Raw genomic sequence first — 20,958 nt, forward strand, 5'->3', positions numbered from 1 at the left:
TTATTCAATATGACGAGTACAAATATAAAAATCCTAGTCTGTTGCCATAAAGCAGACATTAAAGCCTCTCAAGAACCATATTTGCCCATACATGTAGGTAAAGCTCTTTCGAATCAAGAACTATGCATTCAAGCAGACAACGAAGGAGACAACATCAGTCACAAAAACCCAAGTTATTGCGAATTGACCGGAATGTATTGGGCCTGGAAAAATCTCAAAAACGTTGATATTATTGGTCTCTGTCACTATCGTCGATATTTTGATTTTCACAATCAATGTAGGAAGAGTTTTCCTCAAACCATTGTTTCTTCGGAAAATTTTGACAAAATCAATCTTTCAATCCCTCAAGACATCATAGAAAAAATACAAAAAGGTTTTGTCGTTACGGCAAAGCCATACCCTCATTGGAGATTTCTTGTTGATGAATACTGCTTTAATCACGTTAGCGATGATTTGCGAGTTTTAGAATCCATTTTAAAAACTTCTCAACCCCAAGAAATAAAAGACGCTTATTTTAAAATCATGTATCAAAGCCATTCTTTGCGGCATTACAATATGTTTTTAATGAATTGGAAAGAATTTAACGACTATAGCACTTGGCTTTTTGACATCCTTCAAAAAGTAGAAGCCCAAACAGACATAGAACATTATAATCCGGTTCAAAAACGAATTTACGGTTATCTCGCAGAACGACTTTTAAATGTATGGATTGAGGCGTATCATAAACCGATTATAGAAAAGCCTATCATTTGGTTTTCTAATTCAGCAGACATTTTTAGCCACTATAGTTACCTAAAATTTAAATTTCGTTGTTGGATCAACGACTTCGCTTTTTGGCTAATTAAACCAAGAAAAGCTATTTTTTGATTTTCATACTTTCAATCATTCTGCCAAACATATCATACAAACCAAAATTTGCACTCCAGCCCAAGGCTTTAAGCTTTGTCGTATTCAAGCATATTTTCATACACGGATTATAGCCAAGTTTTGTAGCGTCATCAGCAATATCAAAAACTACATGACTTTTGCCATCAGAAAAATTTTTACAGACAAATTCCGCCATGTCAGCAATACTAATAGCGGTATCTTCGTTTGCAACATTGTAGGCTTCACCTATTTCTCCCTTTGCAAGAATCAGCAACAAGGCAATTACGGCATCGGCCACATAGCAATAGTTACGCAAGGTTTCTCCCTTCGTCTTTAGAACAATGTCTTTGCTTTCAATGGCACTTCGTGCAAACTGCGCAAAAACACGTCCATCATCGTACGCAACGCCGGTACCAAAAGTTTGAGTTAAGCGAGCGATCTTTACAGGAACATTATATTCCGAAGCGTAGGAACAGCAAAGGCATTCTACCATACGTTTGCCTTCAGAATAGCTGCTTCGAACCTGAAGGAAATCTATATAGCCGCTATAAGTTTCAGAAATATCTACGATGCCTTTTTCAGGAGTGCCATACACTTCCAAAGAGGACAGATAAAGAAATCCATCCAAATTCATTGTGGAAGATTTTTCTAAAATTCGATTCGTCCCCATAATTGCAGTACGGATTGTTTCCACAGGTTTGGTAACAAAGTCCTTGGAGCTGGTAACGCTGGCAGTATGGATGATATAATTCAAATTTTCTGGAAATTCGTAATTACTATTAACATCTCCACAAATCAATTGAAAATTTTCTCTTGATTCAAAGCCGTTAAAAATAGTACGAGCTTTCTGCAAGTTACGGACCATTGCATAAATTTTTATGTTCGTTCCATAAAGACGGTTTCGCCACGCCAAGGATTTTACAATCTGGGAGCCTATAAGGCCTGTAGCGCCCGTTACCAGAATGGACTTATTCCGAAATAAATCCCAAGGAACCATTTTGGAACTGGCAATAAATTCCAAATCTTCCTGAAGTAATGTATCAAAGGATTCCGGCATACCAAAAGCCTAAATTCCAAATACTTGAGAATTGAGTTTCACTTCGTAAATCGCCTTGAACAGGAAAAAGTCCATGGGCGTAGTAATCTTGATATTTTCCGCAGGGCCATCCACCATGTGAAGAGAATAGCCGTAATGTTTCATAAGACATGCGGAATCAATCATATTCACAACACCTTCTGCACGAGCCCTTTCATGGGCGTTCCAAATATTCTTCATCCAAAAACTTTGGGGAGCCCTAGCCAAATGACAGCAATTTCTGTTATAGATGCTCTGAACCTCAAAATTCTCATTCGACGTTATTACGGTTTCAATAGCGGGAGCAACCGTAATAGCAGAGCCAAATTGTTCAACACAATCAATATTATCCGTAATGACTTTTTCCGAAATAAGAGGACGGACGCCATCGTGAATCAAAATTGAATATTCGTCTGGAAACTGAACTTCATCGTGAATAGCCTTCAAACCATTGTATATGGATTCCTGACCTGTAGATCCACCGGGTACAACCCAGCGAACCTTTGAAATAGAAAATCTTGCCAGAAGGCTTTTCAAATAGGAAATCCAGGATTCCAAGCAAACGACACAGATGGATTCAATTCCGGGATGTTTTTCAAAATGTCCCAATGTATGGATAATAACGGCGCGTCCATCCAATTCCAAGAACTGTTTTGGACGAGCGGAGTTATTCATTCTAGTGCCGGTTCCGCCGGCAAAAATAAGAGCGACATTTTTCATCCGATAACCACCTTGCATTTTTCGCAGATTTTTTGATAAGTATTTTCGCTATAGCAAGTTCCTGCAATAGAAGGATCTTCAAAAATTTCATTCAACAAATTTGCCTGAGAAATATTCCCTGTCAATAATAACGCTACAAGTTCCTCCACATTCCGAGCCTTTTCCTGCACAACTTTCGAATAGGCATCATTTAACGATGAATAGGAAAGATACTTTTCTTCATCAGGGACAAAAAATACAATAGGGCGTTTTAACAAAGCATAATCAACGCAACAGCTCGAATAATCCGTAACCAAGCAATCAGCAGCCATCAACAAATGCTGAACCGACAATACATCCTTATCTCCAAGAATTTTTAAATTTAGAATGGCTGTATCCATTTTAAACTTCGTCAAAGGATGAAGCTTTACAAGAAACAAAACCCCATTTTGCTTCAAGTAATTCAGAAAAGTTTCATCAACGGTCAAATCTTCTAAAATTTTTTTCACTACATCCTGACCGTTTTGGGGATTCACCCGATAGGTCGGCATATAAAGAACGACCTTCTTGAACGATTTATCCAACACCCCTTTAAGAACTTCTTTCTGGTTCACACCAATATGAAATAAATCATTTCGAGGTTGCCCAGTAATCATAATGGAACTTCGCTTTACATTAAACTGTTCCATCGTTCTTTGAGCCGTATATTCAGATGTGGCCAAAGAGAAATCTCGATGAACCCAGCTATAGAACCCATCCACAAGCTTCTTAATAACAAGGGAACATCCCAAATAATTTTCATTATAAATTTTTTTGAAACCGCCTACACCATGCCAAAGGGCAATGATTTTCGCGCCACCAATCAGCGGAATTGGGCTAAAGTCATCAATGCCGTTGGTCATGATGGCAACTCCACCCCTTAACATCCAAAAAATTCCCTTTAAGGAAGTCGAAGTATAACATTCATACCCAAGGGCTCTTACCTGGTCCACCACCTCAATATTTCGGGTAATCCAGATGCAACGAATTTCGGGATGATTTTTACAGACATGTTCAAAAAGGAACTTGGAGTTATCATCATACTTTTTGCCAATCCAGCAAGCAAAAAGCCACACCCGTTTAGTGCGGAATGGATGCAGCCTTAAAAGATAAAATACGACACAAACAAAGGGCAACGAAAATTTTCGCCACTCCAGCATTTTAGAAAACTTCATAATTTCAAATCTAAGAAAAACAAAGTTCACCGGTCCCAACGAATCTTCGCAACACGTTTATTATGGCCTATACGGGCACTACGTTTAGAAAACAAGACGAGCATCCATACCGGAATCATGAGATACACCAACTTTTTTATAAGATGAAAGTTTCCAATATCCTTCCGACAAAACTTCTTCCAAAAATAGGATCCCACAACGTTTTCAAGTACTGGATTTTCTGAACCGGAATCACGCCAACTACCAAGACCATTATGGACGCACACGTTATGACCATCAAAAACATTGATGGTAAAATAGGAGTCCGGATAAATCGTCATATCTGAAAATTCCAACGGTTTACCATCAAAGTTAACTAGCGGGCCATCATACTTGTAGTTATTCATAAACACTTTGGTGATAATGCAAGGCATTGCATTCGTATCACAAGATCCATCCGGCAAAATAAAGTGCCTATCTTTATAGTATTCCAAGCATCGCCTTAAAAAAGGGTGACCCGCTTCGGCTCCAATGACGTGAGCGGCAATTTGATCCGTGAACTCCGTACCGATAAAAAGTTTTTTTTCGAGGAACTTATCAAAATTATCATTAACGGTAACATCGGCGTCCAAATAAATACCGCCAAATTTTTCAAGCACCCAAAGCCTAAAGTAATCTGTTACAAAAGCCCACTTTTTTTTGGAGAAGGCTTCCTTAGCAAAAAGAAATTCACTGTATGGGAAATTCGTCGAATTCCATTCCATAATTTCATAATCGTTCAGGTGCTTCTTCCAAGAAGCCAGACAGCGTTCCACCGCAGGAGTTTTGGTTTCCGATATCCAAAGATAATGAATTTTCTTAGGAATAGACATCTAAATACCCCACAATACTTTATAGAACTTTCGGGTATTTTTGAAAATATAAGGAGACAGCCATTGAACACTAATCATAATCTTTAACAAAAAAGCCGCCATGGGGGAAAGATTTTTTTTAGCGTAACGCACCCGAGATATTTCGGATTGGATAATCGAAAAAGAACCATATCTAATAACATCATCGACCCGCTTGCCTCCACCACGAATTAGGTGTTGAATTTTGGGACCCTCCACAATCATACTCACTTTTCCTTTCTTACGTAAACGCCATTGCATATCTGTTTCTTCAAAATACAGAAAAAAACTTTCATCGTAACGAGCATTTTCATCATTGGTCATAAACAAATCCGCGCCTGTCACATAATCAACTTCACCAAAACGTTGTTTGTAAACAGGAACCGGACGTAGCTTGCTAATGTCTTTGTGAAAAAATTTCATCACGTTTTTTACATAAAACGCTATCATATGACGAAACATGGCTTTCACCATTTTTTTTGATTGAGGAAACGATCCGTAAGATTCTGTCGGCTTGCCATCAGCATCCACCAAATTACAACCTATGGCACCAACATTTTTGGGAAGTTTTGTCCAACAGTCAAAAAAAATCTTAACTGCGTTATTCAAAAGCAGTGTATCGCTGTTCAAGTAAAAAACGCACTTCCCCTTTGCCACGTCAAGACCTCGATTATTGCCTTTTCCAAAGCCCAAGTTCTCTTTATTCTCCACAAGATATACTTGCGGAAATTCATTCCGCACCATTTCAACAGAACCGTCTTTAGAGCCGTTATCAGAGACAATTACTTCAAATTCTAAATTTTGCGTTTGCTCGTAAATGGATTGCAGGCAATTCCGTAAAAGAGCTTTTGTGTTAAAACTGACTATGATAATAGATACTGGAATACGGTTCATTGCAGACTTTCCTCCTCATCATCTTCTTCCCATTCGCCTTGCGTCTGCAATCGGATATATTCCGCATATTCTTCTTCCAATTCGTCTTGACGATTAAATTTACTTTGGATATGGCCCAAACAAAACCAATACATAAACGGCTGCAAAGTTCCCAATTCCCACGTTGCCGCTCCAAGCATCGAAACAAGCGCAAACAAAATGCAAACAACTTCAAAAAGACAATACTTAAACAGAGCAATACCCTTTTGCAAAGAATTAAGACAAATAAACATCAGCAAAGCCAACCCCAAAAAGCCAAGTTCAGCAGGAACCCGAACATAATCACAATCGGGAATAGTGGGAAATCCTTCTGCAAAGGCACCGTGCCCATAACGCCCCAAACCTTTTCCAAATAAAGAAAGATGATAAAAAAAATCCTCAAAAAGTTTAAAACGATCCCCAACCATATTGCCATCATAATTTACAGAACGATTCAACACATACTCTACAAAATCCGGGCCCAAGATAATAACAGCAATAATCCCCATCGCAATTCCTAGAACAATAGACGTCATCCACAAAAGGTATAAGATCCGCCGATTTTCCAATTTATTTATCGACGCATAAATCGTTAAAACTATCAAATACAAAACCGCAAAAGCAATGGACACCCGCTGTTGAGCAAAGAACAAGCAAAAAAAACTGACCAACAGACAAGCTACATCTAAATGAGACGAAATTCCGTCCACAATAATTTTTTTAGAGCAAAGAACTAACAAAAAAAGGGAAGAATACCCAATAAAATAAGAATGCGGCCAAAAAGAAGAAAGACGGGATATTTCATACAGCAGATGCCCAGAAGCACTGATCGTATCTATATTCATTGAATTCCACAATACGCTGGACTTGTAGGACAGATAAAAGGACGGCATTGTAAAGTAAAACAAAATCCCGCAAGCCATGGCAAATAATAACGGTTTTCTGATATTGAAAAAAAAATCATCATTTTGAAATTCTTCGCTGCGCGCAAAAAAGTAAAAACAGATCGGAATTATTTCAGCTCGAAAACCCAAATAAAATAATCGAAACGGATACGCATTTAGTAATCCTGTCATCAAGCAATAAAAAACATAGATAATAACAATGCCATCCAAAAAATTAAACTGGATTTTATTAAAACAAAAAAGAAAAGCTAAAACAGTTATAACAATCAACCCTGATGATGTATCTCGAAATCCAAACATCAAACTCGCTGCTATTACAACAAGAAACCAGTAATAATGGGAAATAGCACCAATTAAAAATTTTCCCAAAAGACAAACCCCTTAAAAGTCAATGTTGATTTCTGTATTTCCACAATAATTTTAAAAATCGCCAATCACGCAGGAAATATCTTTTAAACATCCGTATCGGTTCCTGCTTTAAACGAAACAGCCATTCCAAACCATGATTTGACATCCACTGTGGAGCTCGTTTCTGTTTTCCCGCCAAAAAATCCAAACTGGCACCAACCCCTATGCTCAACGGGATTTTCCAACGATCTTTATTCTTTACGATAAAAAGTTCTTGTTTTGGGCAGCCGAGCGCAACAACCAAAATATCTGGGCGAGCATCCTTCAAGCGTTGATCAATGTTTTCCATCTGCTGCAAATCATTCTCAAAACCAATCTCCGGGGAATAGTGTCCAACAATTTGCAATTCAGGAAACATCACTTTCAAATTTTGAGACGCTTTCCGAGCGACACCATCTTCCCCGCCCAAAAAGAATATTCTATATCCTTTTTGAGCCGCTAGTTCGCAAAGTTTTGGCAAAAAATCCGAACCTGAAATTTTTTCTTTAATCGGAGCACCATAAAATCTGGAAAACCAAACAAGAGGCATCCCATCAGCCAACACGAGATCGGCTTGAGCATAGGCTTCTTGTAATTCGCGATTTTTTTCAAGAATCACAAGATGATCCACATTTGGCGTTGTTATAAAAGACATTTTCCCTTGGCGAATCAGCCCATCTGCAGCTAACAAGGCCTCATCCATAGTAAGGTTATCTATGGACACATTGAGAAAATGAACCTTCTTCATCTAATCCACCAGACCTTTTCCAACATTGGCGACATCAAACCCAATATCGCGAAGTGCAGCCGCATCCAAGATATTGCGTCCGTCATAAACAAAAGCCGGTTTTGCCATGCCTTTATAGATTCGCTTCCAGTCGAGTTCCGCAAAGCATTTCCATTCAGTGCAAACCACAACAGCGTGTGCGCCTTCAGCCGCTTTATACGGGTCCTCTTCAAATTCCACTTTGTCCAAGACATCCGCCAAATCCCGTTTGGCATCGGGAATTGCCTTAGGATCGGTTACAATCGGTAAGGCATGTTCGGCGAGCAAATCTCGCACGACCAGATTCGCAGGGCTCTCTCGAGTGTCTCCCGTATTCGCCTTGAACGCAAATCCGAATACAGCAATTTTTTTGCCAGCAATCGTATTGAACATCCGTTCGAGCATACAGCCGAGAACCCGATGCGTTTGCCATTCGTTGATTTTTACAACGCTTTCCCAATAGGCGGCAACTTCCGGAAGACCGTAATAAGAACACAGATAGACAAGATTCAGAATGTCTTTCTTAAAACAGCTTCCGCCAAAACCGATCGAAGCTTTGAGGAATTTGCTTCCTATGCGGTGATCCTTCCCCATCACATAAGCGACTTCGTCCACGTCGGCTCCGGTCTTTTCGCAAAGCGCGCTAATCGAGTTGATGGAACTGATCCGCTGGGCAAGGAACGCGTTCGCCGTGAGTTTCGTCAGTTCCGAACTCCAAAGATTCGTTGTCAGAATGCGTTCCCGCGGAACCCAATGCGCATAAATATCGACAACTTTCTGAAGAGCTGCAAGGCCTGACTTGGTTTGGTGGCTGCCGATGAGTACGCGATCCGGTTCAAACAAATCTTTAATGGCAGATCCTTCCGCCAAAAATTCCGGATTGGAAAGCACTTCAAAATGAAGTCCCTTGTCATTGGAATTCAAAATGCGTTCCATGGCGGCAGCCGTTCGTACCGGCAGCGTGGATTTTTCAACGATAATCTTGTCGTTGGAAGCGACGTCCAAAATTTCCCGTGCAGTTTTTTCCCAATACTGCAAATCACTCGCTTTTCCTGCACCCCGACCAAAAGTCTTTGTCGGCGTATTCACGCTCACAAAAATAATGTCGGCTTCCCGCACCGCATTCGGAATATCCGTGCTGAAAAATAAATTCCGACCACGAGTCCGTTTGACGACTTCATCCAAGCCGGGTTCAAAGATGGGAAGATTTTCACTGTTCCAAGCATCGATTCGCTTTTGATTGATGTCCACAACCGTCACTTTAACGTCGGGGCATTTATCGGCAATTACAGTCATTGTCGGACCGCCGACATATCCGGCGCCGATACACAAAACATGGGTTTGAAAATGAGTAGGCATAACGCATCAAAGTTAAATTTTTTTAATTCTTCAAATCAACGGCTGTAACTTAAAACACCTTTTTATAAGAGAAATCCCAACTTAAACTGGCTCCTCCCCAAAAATCCACGCCGTTTTCCCCACGAACATGGTCCAAATTCTTGTACCTGCGGGCACCTGCCCCCAATTTTGCCGAAAAGCCCAAGCCCAGCGAAATCCCATACGACAAATCGGCAACATATTGCCGTTCCACAATTCCCGATAGCGTTCGCCTACACGCCAAAGCTTCGTCATAGTCCACGGTCAACTCCTTGTCCCCCTGACGAAGCCAAGCCAATTCCAACGAAAGCAGGTGGCGTTTATACTTCCAATCTACGGTAAACCAGAGGTCTTTTGCATCTGGCCCCCGACGATAGCCCAACGGATAATCCACGATAAATTTATCGGCATAATTCGGGCTGGACTGATCCCGATAATTGGAATGGTAAATGTGGCGGCTCGTGTATTTGAGAAGGGGCAAACGCTCATTGCCCGCCGCAGGGTCCGTAAGAACGGCATCCAAACGAAAATCGAAGTCGCCGAACCGTTTTGTTTTCAGTTTTTGATTATACCCGACCATGTGGCTAAGAATCCCTCGCGTGGAATTTTTCCCCGTCTCTCCAACCGGACTTTTCACATCATCGATATTGAACTGATAATAGAAACTCGAACCGCGAATCGGGCGGAATCCGAATTCAAACATGGCGTTCGCCTTCGTATAACCGGTCGCATAATTGTCATGCCAAAACATAAACGGATTGATTGTCCGAAATTCGATTTGCTTGCCCCCGATGACAGACTGTTCCGTAAAAAAGAACCATAAGAAGTTGAAGTCCACGCCAAAGCGATGGTACGCCAATGTTTTATACGGATCCGTGTACTGCCTCTTCCTCTGGTTGTCGATTTGCAAATGCGCCTGTTTCCACACTTCCGTCGTGGAGTCCACTTCGCCCCCGGGAACATCCGGCGTTCCATGCAAATGAGCGTCCAGTGAACTCAGAAAAAAATCATAGCGAAAAAATCCAGCCTTAAAATCCCATAGAATCGCGTCGTGATAGGGCGCGCCGCCCAAAGTCAGCGAGTTGGGGGAAGGGCCCAAATCCGGTTTAAAACGTCCGATTTGTACAAATCCCGCTCCGTATTCCCATTTTGCATAAACCTTTGTCGGCACATTGATGTCCACATTGTTCGGCGAAAAAGTCGTATTCAAAGAAAGATCGTCTTCATACCAGGCTTCCAAATCTTTGCGAAGCGGCAAATAAAAATACATGGAAAAATCCCGATACGAACCTCCGACAAATGCTTCAAAAAAAGGATCTATCGTCTGTTCATACACCCGCGCGAGTTCCAATGGAATTTGCAGCCCTCGCCAGTTCAAACCATAACGGTCGGCAGTGTCCGTTGCAAAAACGCTGGATTTAGGAGCACCAAAAAATCCGCCAGAAATTTTTGCTCCGATAAAAAAAGAAGTCCCTTGCGAAGCCAAAGCACTAACCGCTGCACAAACGACAAAAGACAATATCGCGAGACAATTCAAAAATCGTTTTTCAATCCATTTTTTTTGCATTAAACGTCCCCATTTCGAAACATTGATATATACGGCAATTCACGAAATCCCGCGCGATGATAGACGTGCAAAGCCGCCGCATTTTCTTTCTCCAATTCAAGGCGATGCAAGAATTGAGGAAACTCTCGTTGCACCAGATCCAAAAAGCGGCTCCCCAACTTCATTCCCCGGAATTCTTCTTTCACATAGATGTCTTCTATCCAAACGCATTTTTTGCCAAATTCTGTCGAGAACCCAAAAGCGAGCATTCCATATCCAGCCATTTTCCCATCGCATTCAAAAACATAGCCACGAGCATACGGCGAATCGCCAACGCACTCCCGCACATCCGCCCGGAAAATTTCTTCCGATCCATTGGACCATACGGCAGAAGATGCGTAGAACTTTTGCATCAAGGCTACAATCTGAGATTCATCGTTTTTTTGCATTTGTCGGATAGAAATCATTTGACGTCCTTTTCTATAGAGCAAATCTAAATATCTTTGTAAAAATCAAAAATTTTTTTCAAGTAAAGAACCACAAGAACGAGTTTTTTAACATTTTGCCGAGCGAGACTTTTAAAGATTATTTTGGTAAAAAAGAGCGATTAGTGCTTCGAGAAGCTCAGCAACCGATTTCTTGAAAATAAATTTTTAGGAGTCTGCATTTATTTCCGTGGCAAAGTCGCAAGAAAAACAACATCCCGAGCGATTTGCGCAGCTTTTAAAGCCCAAGTCGAAAAAGAACCGCCAAGCAATTTTAAAAAGAATTTTTGTTCATTATCCAAAGAATCGGGTATATGCAAAATTTCGCCATTTGATAGGTATTGTGCAAGGCTTACTTCTTGCGTTTCTATTTTCTCGCCGGATTCCATTTGCACAGTAATCGTCCGCACATCAACTTGACTATCGCGATCGACCCAAAAGTCCGCAACAATTCGAGGGAGAGAATCCTTTTTCCATATCAACGAAAGTTTTGCCGCATCCTCGGAAAATTCAAAATGCTGAATTTGCGTGTTGCCAAATGAAAATAAAGTCAAGAACAAGCTTAAATCGTGTACCAGCAAATCGAGAGCGACTCCAACATCCCGACAACGCTTTGAATACGGATGTTCCCGACGAAATGACAATCGGACGCTTTGAATATCATTTGTTTGAAGATGTCGAAGGAATCGATGACGAAAGCGCAAAAAAATCGGATTATAACATTCGGAGTGCGCTACAAAAAGCAAACACTTGTAACGGCAAGACAATTCCAAAAGCGTGTCTGCTTCATCCGCATTCAACGCTAAAGGTTTTTCCACAAAAACAGAAATCCGATTTTTCAAAAAGAATGCCGCATAACGATAGTGCGTAAAGGCCGGCGATGCAATAACCACAAAATCAATGGAATTTCGATCTAAAACATTTCGAAAAACATCTTCTGCAATATCAAAAGACGGCAAATCCGCCAAATCCAAAGTATGCAAAAAATGAACGCCACGACTTTCAAAACGGGAACGATGTCGCATCCCCATCGTTCCATTTCCGATTAAAATGGCATGATACGTTTTCATCTTTGGCAATATAGCAATCCCGCCGAGAAAATTCGGCAGCAAACTCAACTTCTATATTTTTCGTTCCCGAACACGTTTTTTAGGAAAAAATTTTTATGCCGAATAATATGCACAAATGTAAAAATCAAAAACAAAAATCCGATTTTCCCATGGAGACCGCCCAATGAAGAATGCTGCATATTATGCCGCAGCACAACAAAAATGACGATTACGCGTCAATGCCGACACGATAAAAGTATTCATCAGCCATTTCATGGCTCCTTTCTTTTTAGAAATTTGAAAAGCCTTCCTATTTAAATACAAATGAAACCCGACAAGACCGCAAAAAACAATTCCAATGATACAATGCCAAATCATATAATTGGCAAAAGAAATCCCATAAAAATCGGCTCCGCCCGAAATTTCCATCTGCAATCCCGAAAGTAAAATCAACACAAAAGCCACAACCGCCGAAAAATTGACAATTCGCAAATACCTTTTCACGACAAATTCCTTTAGCAAAAGTTCAAAATCCATTCCAAATATAAACATATTCGAACCCTTGCGAATCAGCAGTTAAAAGTGACATCTTCAAATTCAGGATTTTCTCCAAAATTGCATTGCGAATATTTTTCAGTAGGCCGTATCTTAAAATGGCTTTGATGAATGCTTCGACAAGCTCTCTAACCATAGTTCGATAACCGGCCCCTGAGCCTGTCGAAGGGCTCTCGCCGCCAATCACTAATCGCTAAGAACTGACCACTCTCATGCAACTGATTTTTAAAAATGAATTTTTAGCGATGGCCGGTACTAGAATTTATCGGTCTTCCGTGCAAATACAGAACAAAAGCCTCTTCAAAAGGTTCGCGAAATGGTAAACCTTTTGAAAGAAAGGATTTCACTAAAAATAAACGCGAAGGACGACGGATTCTTGGGCATATCCTTTTTCCACCGACCAGATTCTTTCCAGTTTTGAGTCATACGCATACTTATCAGGAAAAGCACGCCGCAAAATTTTTGCCGCTGTTCGACGAATATATCCCGCTTTTGACATTCCACCATTGCCACAAAGTTTACCCAAAACATTTTCAATCGCCACGCCAATGGCATTCGAATCATACGGATTATAAGGTTCTGCTTGCACAGAGACTTTCAAATTTGCATAAAATTCCATTTTTTTCTGACGAGCGCAACACGTTCCTTGCAAAATATCATCAGCAATAACCCGTTTCAAAAAAGAATTGATTTTCCCATCATCGCTTTTCCATATATGATGTGAAGCTCCTACATTCGACAGCGTAAAATCTCCATGACCGACCTTCTGAAAGTAACGAATAAACATTTCTTCGGGACTTTCCTTGATCGGATCGGGTTCCAAAGCATCTTTTGCCGCTGCAAAAAGAATTCCTGTCGTATTTTTGGCAATACAATCCGAAGCGTCTTCATAAATAGTCAAAAAGCCCGTTTCATCAGAAAACCTGCCATAAATCCATGAGAACAAAGCAAAAGGCGCAATCGACCGAATCAAGAAACAAGTTAGTTGACTAAATTTGGCAAATATATTTTCCCGTTTATTCAAAAGCTCCGCGACCAACAAAGAATCTTTCTTTTCTACAGCCACTAACACCATACCGATATGCGTCAAATAGGCGAAAACATCGCCAGAAATTCGCCGATTTTTACTCAGATAAATATGGATTTCAGGCTGAAGCTCCGGAGAAAGATAATCATAATCCGAAGGTTTAAAATACTGACTGGCCGAAAATTTCTGATATTCCGAAAGATTTTCAGGGACATCGACTTTTTGGTCGTAATCCAAAGTGCCTGAAGGACTATACGTAAACGCATAGCAAACGGTAGTTTCTTTATTTTTTGTGCAAACGAGAATTTTATCCATAAAAGCCTCTATAGTTTGAATATTGAAGTGTTCATGAAATAAAATAGATTTGCTATTTGACAAAAGATGACAAATTGACATTTTTCAAAAATACTTTTTGCTTTTGGGCTGCTCTCAAAACGGCTTTGGTAAATGCTTCGACTAGTTCGACAAGCGGTTACCGAGCTTGCCGAGGTGCACTAACCGGCGGTCCCTGAGCCTACAACCGTTTCTCGAACTAATCGAAGGACGCCAGACCCACTAACAACGAATCACTGATAACTAGCCACTCAAATGTACGATTTTTGAAAATGAACTTTTAGAGGATGCCTTTAAGGCGTTTTCCATTATTCGGCACAAATCTTTGAAAAATTTTCACAGGAAAAAAAATCCATTTTTAAAATGGCATTATGGACAGCCGATGACTCGTCTCTTCCCGCGCCAATCTTTTCTAAATGGCAATGAAAATTTTCTTTTTCCAGCGTTACAGAGACAAGGTAAGAAGAAAGACGTTGCGTTTTTTTCCGAAAACGAGAATCCATTTTCACGGACAAAATCCCCGAATTTTCAGACGGCATAAAACGTCCCCACGATTTTTCCAGCTTATCCAAAATAGTCGAGCAAATAGAACCGTCCAATGAGCAAAGCCATTTCAAATGGCAAGAAGGGCGTTCCCATTCATAATCCCCATTTTGTACAGAAATTCTCGCTTTTTGCCGATATTTCAACGGAATCCCCGCCAAAAATCGCAACGTGTAAGGAGATTCAAACAAAGATTTTTCGGAAAGACGAAAAAGTATTTTCCCCGTCGAATCCGAAAACGCTTCTGCAATTCGCTTTCCGCGATGTTCCACATAAATCGGAAAATCCGGCAATGCGCCGTTTTTATCCTGAACGAAAATTTCCATTTCCAACGGAACTCCTGAGGCAAGTTTCCGATTTTTTTCAGAAAGAGAAATGCGTACGGATTTCAACGCCTGAACCAACTCCGCAGAGATATTTTCTTCGGCAGAGGAAAAGAACAAGCCGTTATCCAGCGGTTTATAAACGGCGTATTCTTTTTGCAAATCGGGATAAGGCTCCATCAAAACGGAAATCCGAGAAAGCGCTTCCACAGCAGCGGCGTATTTTCGTTCGGCAATCGTTTTTTGAGCCAGCGTTTCCTTTTCCCGTACATCGCTTTGAATCCGTTCCATTTTCAGCCGGGCAAAAGAAGCCATTTCATCTAAATCGACAGAAGCGGTCGCCGCAAAAAGATTTCCTTTTTTTTCTTCGGGATTTATTCTTACCCATTTCAATAAAACGTTGGAATAAACAGAGCTATGAGCCTTAGCCGATTTTCCCAATACCGAAGAATTCCCTTGAGAAACTTCACTCCGAGAAATAGTAATGGAAGACTCCACCCGCGACGAAATCTGACGCGCAACCCCAGCAACGGCTTCCTGTTCGGCGGCTGCTTGCGAAACTTCGGAATAACCGGTATAGCGAAGAATTTCCGCAAACGAGAACGAAACCAGAAGCAGTAAATAAAGGATGCGCATAAGACCCTAATTCAATTCCATCATTATCAATTTTTGCGCGATATTATTTTTTTGAACTGAAGCCAGCGGCGAAAGCAGTTCCCGAATGGCTCCATAAACACTGAATGCGTCCGAAAATTCCTGGGCATTGGCGTAAAGAATCAAATCAATGGTTTTATCCGTAGCTTTATTGATGCGCACTTTTGAAAAACGGGAACGCAAAGCGGAAATAACGCTTTCATGCAAATCTTCAAGAGCCGTCCCTGCTTCCCCGTTAATTCGCAAAATCACTTTATATTGCACGCCATCCTGCAAATCGGCCTGCCAATAACCAAGAATCGTTTTTTCAAGTCCGACCATTGCTTTTTTTACCGCAGAGTGAACCAAATAGCGCAAATTTTCTGTCTTGGATCCGTGATTTTGAACCATGCCGGTTTTCGAACCTAACAATCTGGCTGTAGAAGTTTCGTAAGCGTTGAGTTCCACCGTCACCATATTGTTGCGAACTGCTCCAGAATACTTGATATAGACATCGGCTCCCAGTATTAGACTCGCTGCATAGGAAACATCCTCTTCGCCGGAAATTTCGGACTGCATCGCAACCAATTCGTCCAATTCCGCGTTGCCTTCGAGAGATTTCACCTCGTAGCCGTTTTGCGAAAGATATTCGTTAATTCCTTCCATCGCCGCTTTGCTGAAAGGATTTTGAGCAATAACCTTTTGCGGGGTTTCGTTCAGATTAGAAACCGCAGGAAGAACCATGAGAACGGGAAGAACAGCAGGGCGAGGCACTTTTTGCACGCTGTTCATCGGTTGATTATAAGAAGCCGCTTGCGCACGGACTTCCCCTTTCGGCGTCGGATGCGTTTCCGCTTCCAAAGCATCATAGCCTTGACGAGCACGCTCCCTTTCCGCTTCATGGGAAACCATGTCCGAAGAAATCCGGCCCGAAGAAGCGCAACCGAAAACAAACAGCGATGCCAAAAATAACGTCACCCCGATTTTTTTCATTTCATATTCCTATTGGAAAAGCGGAAAAGCTCACACCATCCGCAAAAACAAACAACTCCGAATTACTTTCCTTGCGCCGCCTTGTAAGCATCAAGAGCTGCCGCCTCTTCATCGAGTTTTTTGTAGCCGCTCATCGCTTTCACCCGATTCATATCCGCTTGCTGCGCTTGCATCTGCTGTTCAAAAGCGTCCCGAATCAGCTTGGCGTTCATCGCCGCAATCGCGTAAACCTTGAACTTGCCGTCCGCTGTCGTTTCCATGTCTATTTTGACAATCGTGACCCCATTCAGCAAAGTCGATACGACATTTTTGCGAACGGCCTCTTTGTGTTTCGTCAATTCCGCACCGACATCTTCTTCATAATTGCGGACCAGGCCGTTAATTTTCGATTCAAGCTCGCGAGCGACGTCCGTGCGGGCATTTAAATCCGCCTCGTCATAAGCCAGCTGCTCGGACGATGATTCGCCGACACCCAATCCTGCGACAACCCCTTTTTCAATCAATTCGTTCTTTTGCTGCTGCATTTCCAGCATTTTGTTTGCGGCTTGTTCCTGCGACGTTCCCGCACAGCCGAGCAAAATCGCCGTGAAAATAGCAAGAGTGTAGATTTTTTTCATAAGGCCTCCTTAAAAGAAATCCTACAAAGGATAGATTTTTTTGTGAAAAATGTTAAGTTTTTGTTGGAAATTTCGTTTGAACAAGCAAAAAAACGACCGAATTTCCAAAAACGATCTCGACGATTCTGCGAAATCGAAGTTTTGGGCAAGAGATGTATTTTTAAAAGTCGTTTTCTACTCATACACTATAATATAAATTCAAATTTGAGACGTTTTTTGTCAAAAAAAATTAGTCATCTTTACCCAACATCATGCGCCAAGGCGGCAGAGATACAGTAAATCCCAAATAAACCGAATTTTGGCAATTTTTTGCATAGAACCACCCGAGTTCAATACTGACCAAATCAAGCCCCTGAAGATAAATAGTCGAAAGGAAAATGGTCCATTTCGAGTCAAATACAATTTTTTCCCGAAAACCGATTTCAATAGAGCTTGTATCAAGAGGCAAGCACCCCAGTTCGCCTTGTATAACGGGAGCCACCGCCGTTCTCATAGCGACATCTTCGAATTCGTATGAATTCTTTTGAACGGAAGTATGGATACTATGGACGCCGATGCCGCCGCCAAATCCCAAAGAAAATCGCCTCCCGTAATGTTTAAAAAGCAGAATTCCTGAAAAGAATAAAGAATAAACCGAATCGTCAGCCACTTCTGGATTTTTTTCCCAGATGTCTGCGTATTCTTCGCGAAGGTTGTCGTCCGCTCCGCCAAGAGCGATTCCAAAACCCAGTTGCAGCTGAAGCCTATTGAACGGGAAAACATCTTCGGTTTTCGCTTCAACGGCATTAAAAGAACCGGATTCGCCGCCTACAAAAGGAGAATTTTGATACCAATTGAGATTTCCGACCAATCCTTTTTCCAAATTTTCGGAGAGGACTATTTTGCCTTCAAAATGCTTTGGCTTCTTAGCATAAAGGAATATTTTTTCCTGATTAAAAGAGATCTCCAAAACTTCTTCGCCTTTAGCAAATTGTACGTCAAAAATTTTTCGGTTATTGATGGTATAGGTTCCTTTCCTTAATTTTTTGAACTTGAGTAAAAGTCTTGCTGAATTGTAGTAGTTTCCAAACTCTTTTTCGATGGAAAAAACCGAAGATCCGTCGAGCAGCTCCGAGAGTTTGGAATCAAAAAGCGGCGCAAAATCAACATGATACCATTGTGATTTTTCCAAGTCCTCCTGACGGAAAATGGCATTACGGCAAGAAGAATACCAGATGTCAAATTGATTCTGGATAATGGAAATTTTACGTTTATCAAAGACGTCCACCCAAAAATCATAGGAGAGTTCCACGTTGTCTCCCGGCAAAGGCTCGATGTAATTTTTGGAGTTAGATACAGAAACGATGTCGAAGACGGAAAGGTGTTTTAACGGGAACGCCTCCACACAGGCATCGACAAGTTTTCTTTTATCTTGCAAATAGCTGCGGATGCGCACCGAATTGATGCGGATTTCGCCTGTCAAGCGCAGGTAGTCGTCTTCAAATTTTGGAAGGGTCACTTCGTAAAGATCCAAGCAGGATTCGTCTATCGAAGAATTTAAGGATATTTCTGCGCAGCGATTATTCAGTTCGTTGAGCGCGTTCGCCTCTTCCCACAAAGACTGGAGCTGTTCTTTGCTGGCGGCGTCTAAAGATGGCGCGCTTTTCAATTTGCGGAGTTCTGCCAGTTGGCGTTGTAAATTTTCGGAAGAGATGGAAGTTATCGAAATTTCCGTCTGGGCAAAGGCCATGCCCAGGAAAAACAGGGAAAGGAATAAAAATATTTTTTGCATCAAACTGCGTTCCAAAATTGCTTTGGTGAAAATAAATCGAGGGCGGCCAAGCGGCTGCGGAAGCAAAAAGCGGACTTCACTTTGAAAATTTGCGTTAGCATTTCGTTACCAAGCGGAAGATTGCGCTCCCCGTTTTCCGCTTTTAGCCGATTTTGAAATAAAATTTGCGCCATTTACAAACCAAATTTCTGATTTACTTTACAAATATAAAATGTTTACGACGGAAGCGGAACGAATGCGGCACAACAGCAGTGCTTTTTTCTTGCTGGCGTTCGGGGTTTTAGGGGTGTCCCCTAGGCGAAGGGGTAGGCAAAGACGCGGCTTTGCCGAGGGGAAGGCTTTCCCCCTTGAAAAAGACGGCATGATTTTTTTGTTCGCCTTCTTAGAAAGTCCGCTTTAAGTATCTTTGATGACGATGAAATTATTTTCCATTCTGATTTTTATTTTTGCCCTTTCCTCTTCGGCTTTTGCGGGGGACGCTTCCATTTACACGCGGATTACGGATTGGTACAGCGACAATCTGAATTACGGGACGGTGACTCTGCTGATGACCATCGAGAGTACGTTCATTCCCTTCCCTTCTGAAGTGATTGTGCCGCCCGCCGCTTACAAGGCCTTGCAAGCCGATGCCGGATTGAACATCATCCTCGTCGTCCTGTTCGCGACACTTGGTGCCCTTCTCGGGGCACTCATCAATTTTTACCTGGCCAAGTTTCTCGGTCGCCCGATTATTTACAAATTCGCCGATTCCCGCTTGGGGCGCATGTGCCTGCTGGATTCGCAAAAGATCGTTCAAGCCGAAGCTTATTTTCGTAAGCACGGAGCCATTTCCACTTTCATCGGTCGATTCATTCCTGTTATCCGGCAATTGATTTCCATTCCCGCGGGCATTGCCGGTATGAAGCTTCGCCCTTTCATTTTATTTACTGCGCTGGGCGCGTTTCTGTGGAATGTGGTGCTCGCCCTGTTGGGAGTTCTGGCGCACGGGCAAAGCGACGTTATTCAAAAATACAATACCGAGCTTTCCATGATTATCGTCGGCGTCGCCGGGCTCTTTATATGCTACGTCCTTTACAAGGGAATCCGGGGCAGAAAGAAAACGGACTCCCGCTAGAACTCGCAGTTTTCGACGCAGCGGTTCCGGTGAAATTTTGCCGTGTGCACGACAATTCCCTTTTTGTATTTGTGATACACGCCTTCCCGGATGCCGTTCACCAGTTCCAAATCTTCGGAAAGCAGACCGTCGGCGTCATACATTCGCGCAATGCCATTGACTCGCCCATTCACGTAGGGGAACTCTGAACGCAAAGTTCCGTTTTCGTCCCACTCTTTGAAAAGCCCGTTCGGCACTCCGGATTCGTAAACTTCCCGATTTTTCAAGTTGCCGTTTTCGTAATACAACCGAGATTCTCCCTGTTCCACTCCCGCCGCATAGGAAACCTCTTGCCAAAGAGAGCCGCTGGCGTAATAGCTTTTGAACGTTCCGTCGAGTTTTCCATTCCGGTAGGTCGATTCTACGCCGACTTTCCCGTCCGGATAATACGAAATAAAACACCCCTCTTTCACCGTCGTGCCTTTTTGAACCGTGTAGATTTCCTGCGGAGCTCCACTTGCGCCCAAAATCCGCACAGTATCCAAAGCCGGTGTTCCGGCAACCAGAGCCACCGTGTAGCGCTTAACCGCAACTTGGAAAAAATTGAGGAAGCTAATAAGGTGTATATTTCCAACCAAGGAGCCACCTTATGGCAGAAGAAAATAAACTTGAAAAACAGAAACGTCGCCGCCTGAGTGCGGAGGAGAAAGTCAAAATCCTGAGCGAAATTCTCCTCAAGGGCAGAGGCTTATCTGAACTTGCGGACGAGTACAAGATACATCCGAACAAAATTCTCGAATGGAGGAAGGTACTTTTCGAATCCGCTACGGGGATTTTCGAGCAGAAACGCCCCGACATAACCGAAAAGGCGAAACAGCGTAAAATAGACGCTCTCGAGAAAACCCTGGCCGACAAGGAT

General features: G+C 42.0%; 21 protein-coding genes. 3 read left to right on the top strand and 18 right to left on the bottom strand.

Features of this window, described 5'->3' with window-relative positions:
* Positions 1 to 9 precede the first annotated feature (9 nt).
* Positions 10 to 867 (top strand): DUF4422 domain-containing protein, encoded by an 858-nt coding sequence (locus B5D40_RS00580; protein ID WP_078775312.1) that lies wholly within the window; start codon positions 10 to 12, stop codon positions 865 to 867.
* Here the strand turns inward: B5D40_RS00580 and B5D40_RS15140 are convergent.
* The 17 genes from B5D40_RS15140 to B5D40_RS00660 form a co-directional block, all read right to left on the bottom strand.
* Positions 857 to 1,924 carry an NAD-dependent epimerase/dehydratase family protein gene (locus B5D40_RS15140; RefSeq protein ID WP_095849568.1) on the bottom strand — a complete coding sequence of 356 codons (1,068 nt, stop codon included), beginning with the start codon at positions 1,922 to 1,924 and terminating at the stop codon, positions 857 to 859. The two genes, B5D40_RS00580 and B5D40_RS15140, sit on opposite strands and share 11 nt — an antisense overlap.
* Positions 1,925 to 1,933: 9 nt before the next feature.
* A complete protein-coding gene (locus B5D40_RS15145; RefSeq protein WP_073301708.1) occupies positions 1,934 to 2,662 on the bottom strand; it encodes an IspD/TarI family cytidylyltransferase in 729 nt (242 codons plus the stop codon).
* On the bottom strand, positions 2,659 to 3,855 hold the full coding sequence (locus B5D40_RS00590; RefSeq protein WP_078775313.1) for a CDP-glycerol glycerophosphotransferase family protein: 1,197 nt from the start codon (positions 3,853 to 3,855) through the stop codon (positions 2,659 to 2,661). The genes B5D40_RS15145 and B5D40_RS00590 overlap by 4 nt, the downstream gene beginning before the upstream one ends.
* A 26-nt stretch (positions 3,856 to 3,881) precedes the next feature.
* On the bottom strand, positions 3,882 to 4,706 hold the full coding sequence (locus B5D40_RS00595; protein ID WP_078775314.1) for a glycosyltransferase family 32 protein: 825 nt from the start codon (positions 4,704 to 4,706) through the stop codon (positions 3,882 to 3,884).
* The gene (locus B5D40_RS00600; protein ID WP_233134298.1) at positions 4,707 to 5,618 is read right to left on the bottom strand and encodes a glycosyltransferase family 2 protein; all 912 of its coding nucleotides are present in this window, start codon (positions 5,616 to 5,618) and stop codon (positions 4,707 to 4,709) included. It abuts the gene before it with no gap.
* Complete coding sequence (locus B5D40_RS00605; RefSeq protein WP_143394456.1) at positions 5,615 to 6,910, bottom strand: hypothetical protein; 1,296 nt, start codon at positions 6,908 to 6,910, stop codon at positions 5,615 to 5,617. The genes B5D40_RS00600 and B5D40_RS00605 overlap by 4 nt, the downstream gene beginning before the upstream one ends.
* Before the next feature lie 19 nt (positions 6,911 to 6,929).
* Positions 6,930 to 7,652, bottom strand: a complete 723-nt coding sequence (locus B5D40_RS00610) for a WecB/TagA/CpsF family glycosyltransferase (protein ID WP_233134299.1) — start codon at positions 7,650 to 7,652, stop codon at positions 6,930 to 6,932.
* 24 nt (positions 7,653 to 7,676) lie between these two features.
* Entirely contained in the window at positions 7,677 to 9,053 is a 1,377-nt protein-coding gene (locus tag B5D40_RS00615) for a nucleotide sugar dehydrogenase (RefSeq protein ID WP_078775317.1), read from the bottom strand.
* Positions 9,054 to 9,102: 49 nt separating this feature from the next.
* Positions 9,103 to 10,638: a hypothetical protein gene (locus B5D40_RS00620; RefSeq protein WP_095849569.1), complete on the bottom strand. Its 1,536-nt coding sequence runs from the start codon at positions 10,636 to 10,638 to the stop codon at positions 9,103 to 9,105.
* On the bottom strand, positions 10,638 to 11,084 hold the full coding sequence (locus tag B5D40_RS00625; protein ID WP_078775318.1) for a GNAT family N-acetyltransferase: 447 nt from the start codon (positions 11,082 to 11,084) through the stop codon (positions 10,638 to 10,640). Before B5D40_RS00625 ends, B5D40_RS00620 begins: the two co-directional genes overlap by 1 nt.
* 200 nt (positions 11,085 to 11,284) lie before the next feature.
* Complete coding sequence (locus tag B5D40_RS00630) at positions 11,285 to 12,172, bottom strand: Gfo/Idh/MocA family protein (protein WP_078775319.1); 888 nt, start codon at positions 12,170 to 12,172, stop codon at positions 11,285 to 11,287.
* 180 nt (positions 12,173 to 12,352) lie between these two features.
* On the bottom strand, positions 12,353 to 12,703 hold the full coding sequence (locus B5D40_RS00635; protein WP_143394457.1) for a DUF4405 domain-containing protein: 351 nt from the start codon (positions 12,701 to 12,703) through the stop codon (positions 12,353 to 12,355).
* 349 nt (positions 12,704 to 13,052) lie between these two features.
* Positions 13,053 to 14,048 carry a hypothetical protein gene (locus B5D40_RS00640; protein ID WP_078775321.1) on the bottom strand — a complete coding sequence of 332 codons (996 nt, stop codon included), beginning with the start codon at positions 14,046 to 14,048 and terminating at the stop codon, positions 13,053 to 13,055.
* A gap of 326 nt (positions 14,049 to 14,374) precedes the next feature.
* The gene (locus tag B5D40_RS00645) at positions 14,375 to 15,568 is read right to left on the bottom strand and encodes a hypothetical protein (RefSeq protein ID WP_078775322.1); all 1,194 of its coding nucleotides are present in this window, start codon (positions 15,566 to 15,568) and stop codon (positions 14,375 to 14,377) included.
* Positions 15,569 to 15,574: 6 nt separating this feature from the next.
* Positions 15,575 to 16,558 (bottom strand): DUF6175 family protein, encoded by a 984-nt coding sequence (locus B5D40_RS00650; RefSeq protein ID WP_078775323.1) that lies wholly within the window; start codon positions 16,556 to 16,558, stop codon positions 15,575 to 15,577.
* A gap of 62 nt (positions 16,559 to 16,620) precedes the next feature.
* A complete protein-coding gene (locus tag B5D40_RS00655; RefSeq protein WP_078775324.1) occupies positions 16,621 to 17,175 on the bottom strand; it encodes a hypothetical protein in 555 nt (184 codons plus the stop codon).
* A 229-nt stretch (positions 17,176 to 17,404) separates the two neighbouring features.
* Complete coding sequence (locus tag B5D40_RS00660; protein ID WP_078775325.1) at positions 17,405 to 18,946, bottom strand: hypothetical protein; 1,542 nt, start codon at positions 18,944 to 18,946, stop codon at positions 17,405 to 17,407.
* 415 nt (positions 18,947 to 19,361) lie between these two features.
* On the opposite strand from B5D40_RS00660, the gene B5D40_RS00670 reads away from it, so the two are divergent.
* Positions 19,362 to 20,060: a DedA family protein gene (locus B5D40_RS00670; protein ID WP_198951053.1), complete on the top strand. Its 699-nt coding sequence runs from the start codon at positions 19,362 to 19,364 to the stop codon at positions 20,058 to 20,060.
* Here the strand turns inward: B5D40_RS00670 and B5D40_RS00675 are convergent.
* The gene (locus tag B5D40_RS00675; RefSeq protein WP_078775328.1) at positions 20,057 to 20,677 is read right to left on the bottom strand and encodes a toxin-antitoxin system YwqK family antitoxin; all 621 of its coding nucleotides are present in this window, start codon (positions 20,675 to 20,677) and stop codon (positions 20,057 to 20,059) included. The two genes, B5D40_RS00670 and B5D40_RS00675, sit on opposite strands and share 4 nt — an antisense overlap.
* A gap of 11 nt (positions 20,678 to 20,688) precedes the next feature.
* On the opposite strand from B5D40_RS00675, the gene B5D40_RS00680 reads away from it, so the two are divergent.
* Positions 20,689 to 20,958: transposase (locus tag B5D40_RS00680; protein ID WP_144319663.1), on the top strand; the 270-nt coding region annotated here is incomplete at its 3' end.

It is taken from the genome of Fibrobacter intestinalis (genome assembly GCF_900167415.1).
Lineage (GTDB): Bacteria > Fibrobacterota > Fibrobacteria > Fibrobacterales > Fibrobacteraceae > Hallerella > Hallerella intestinalis.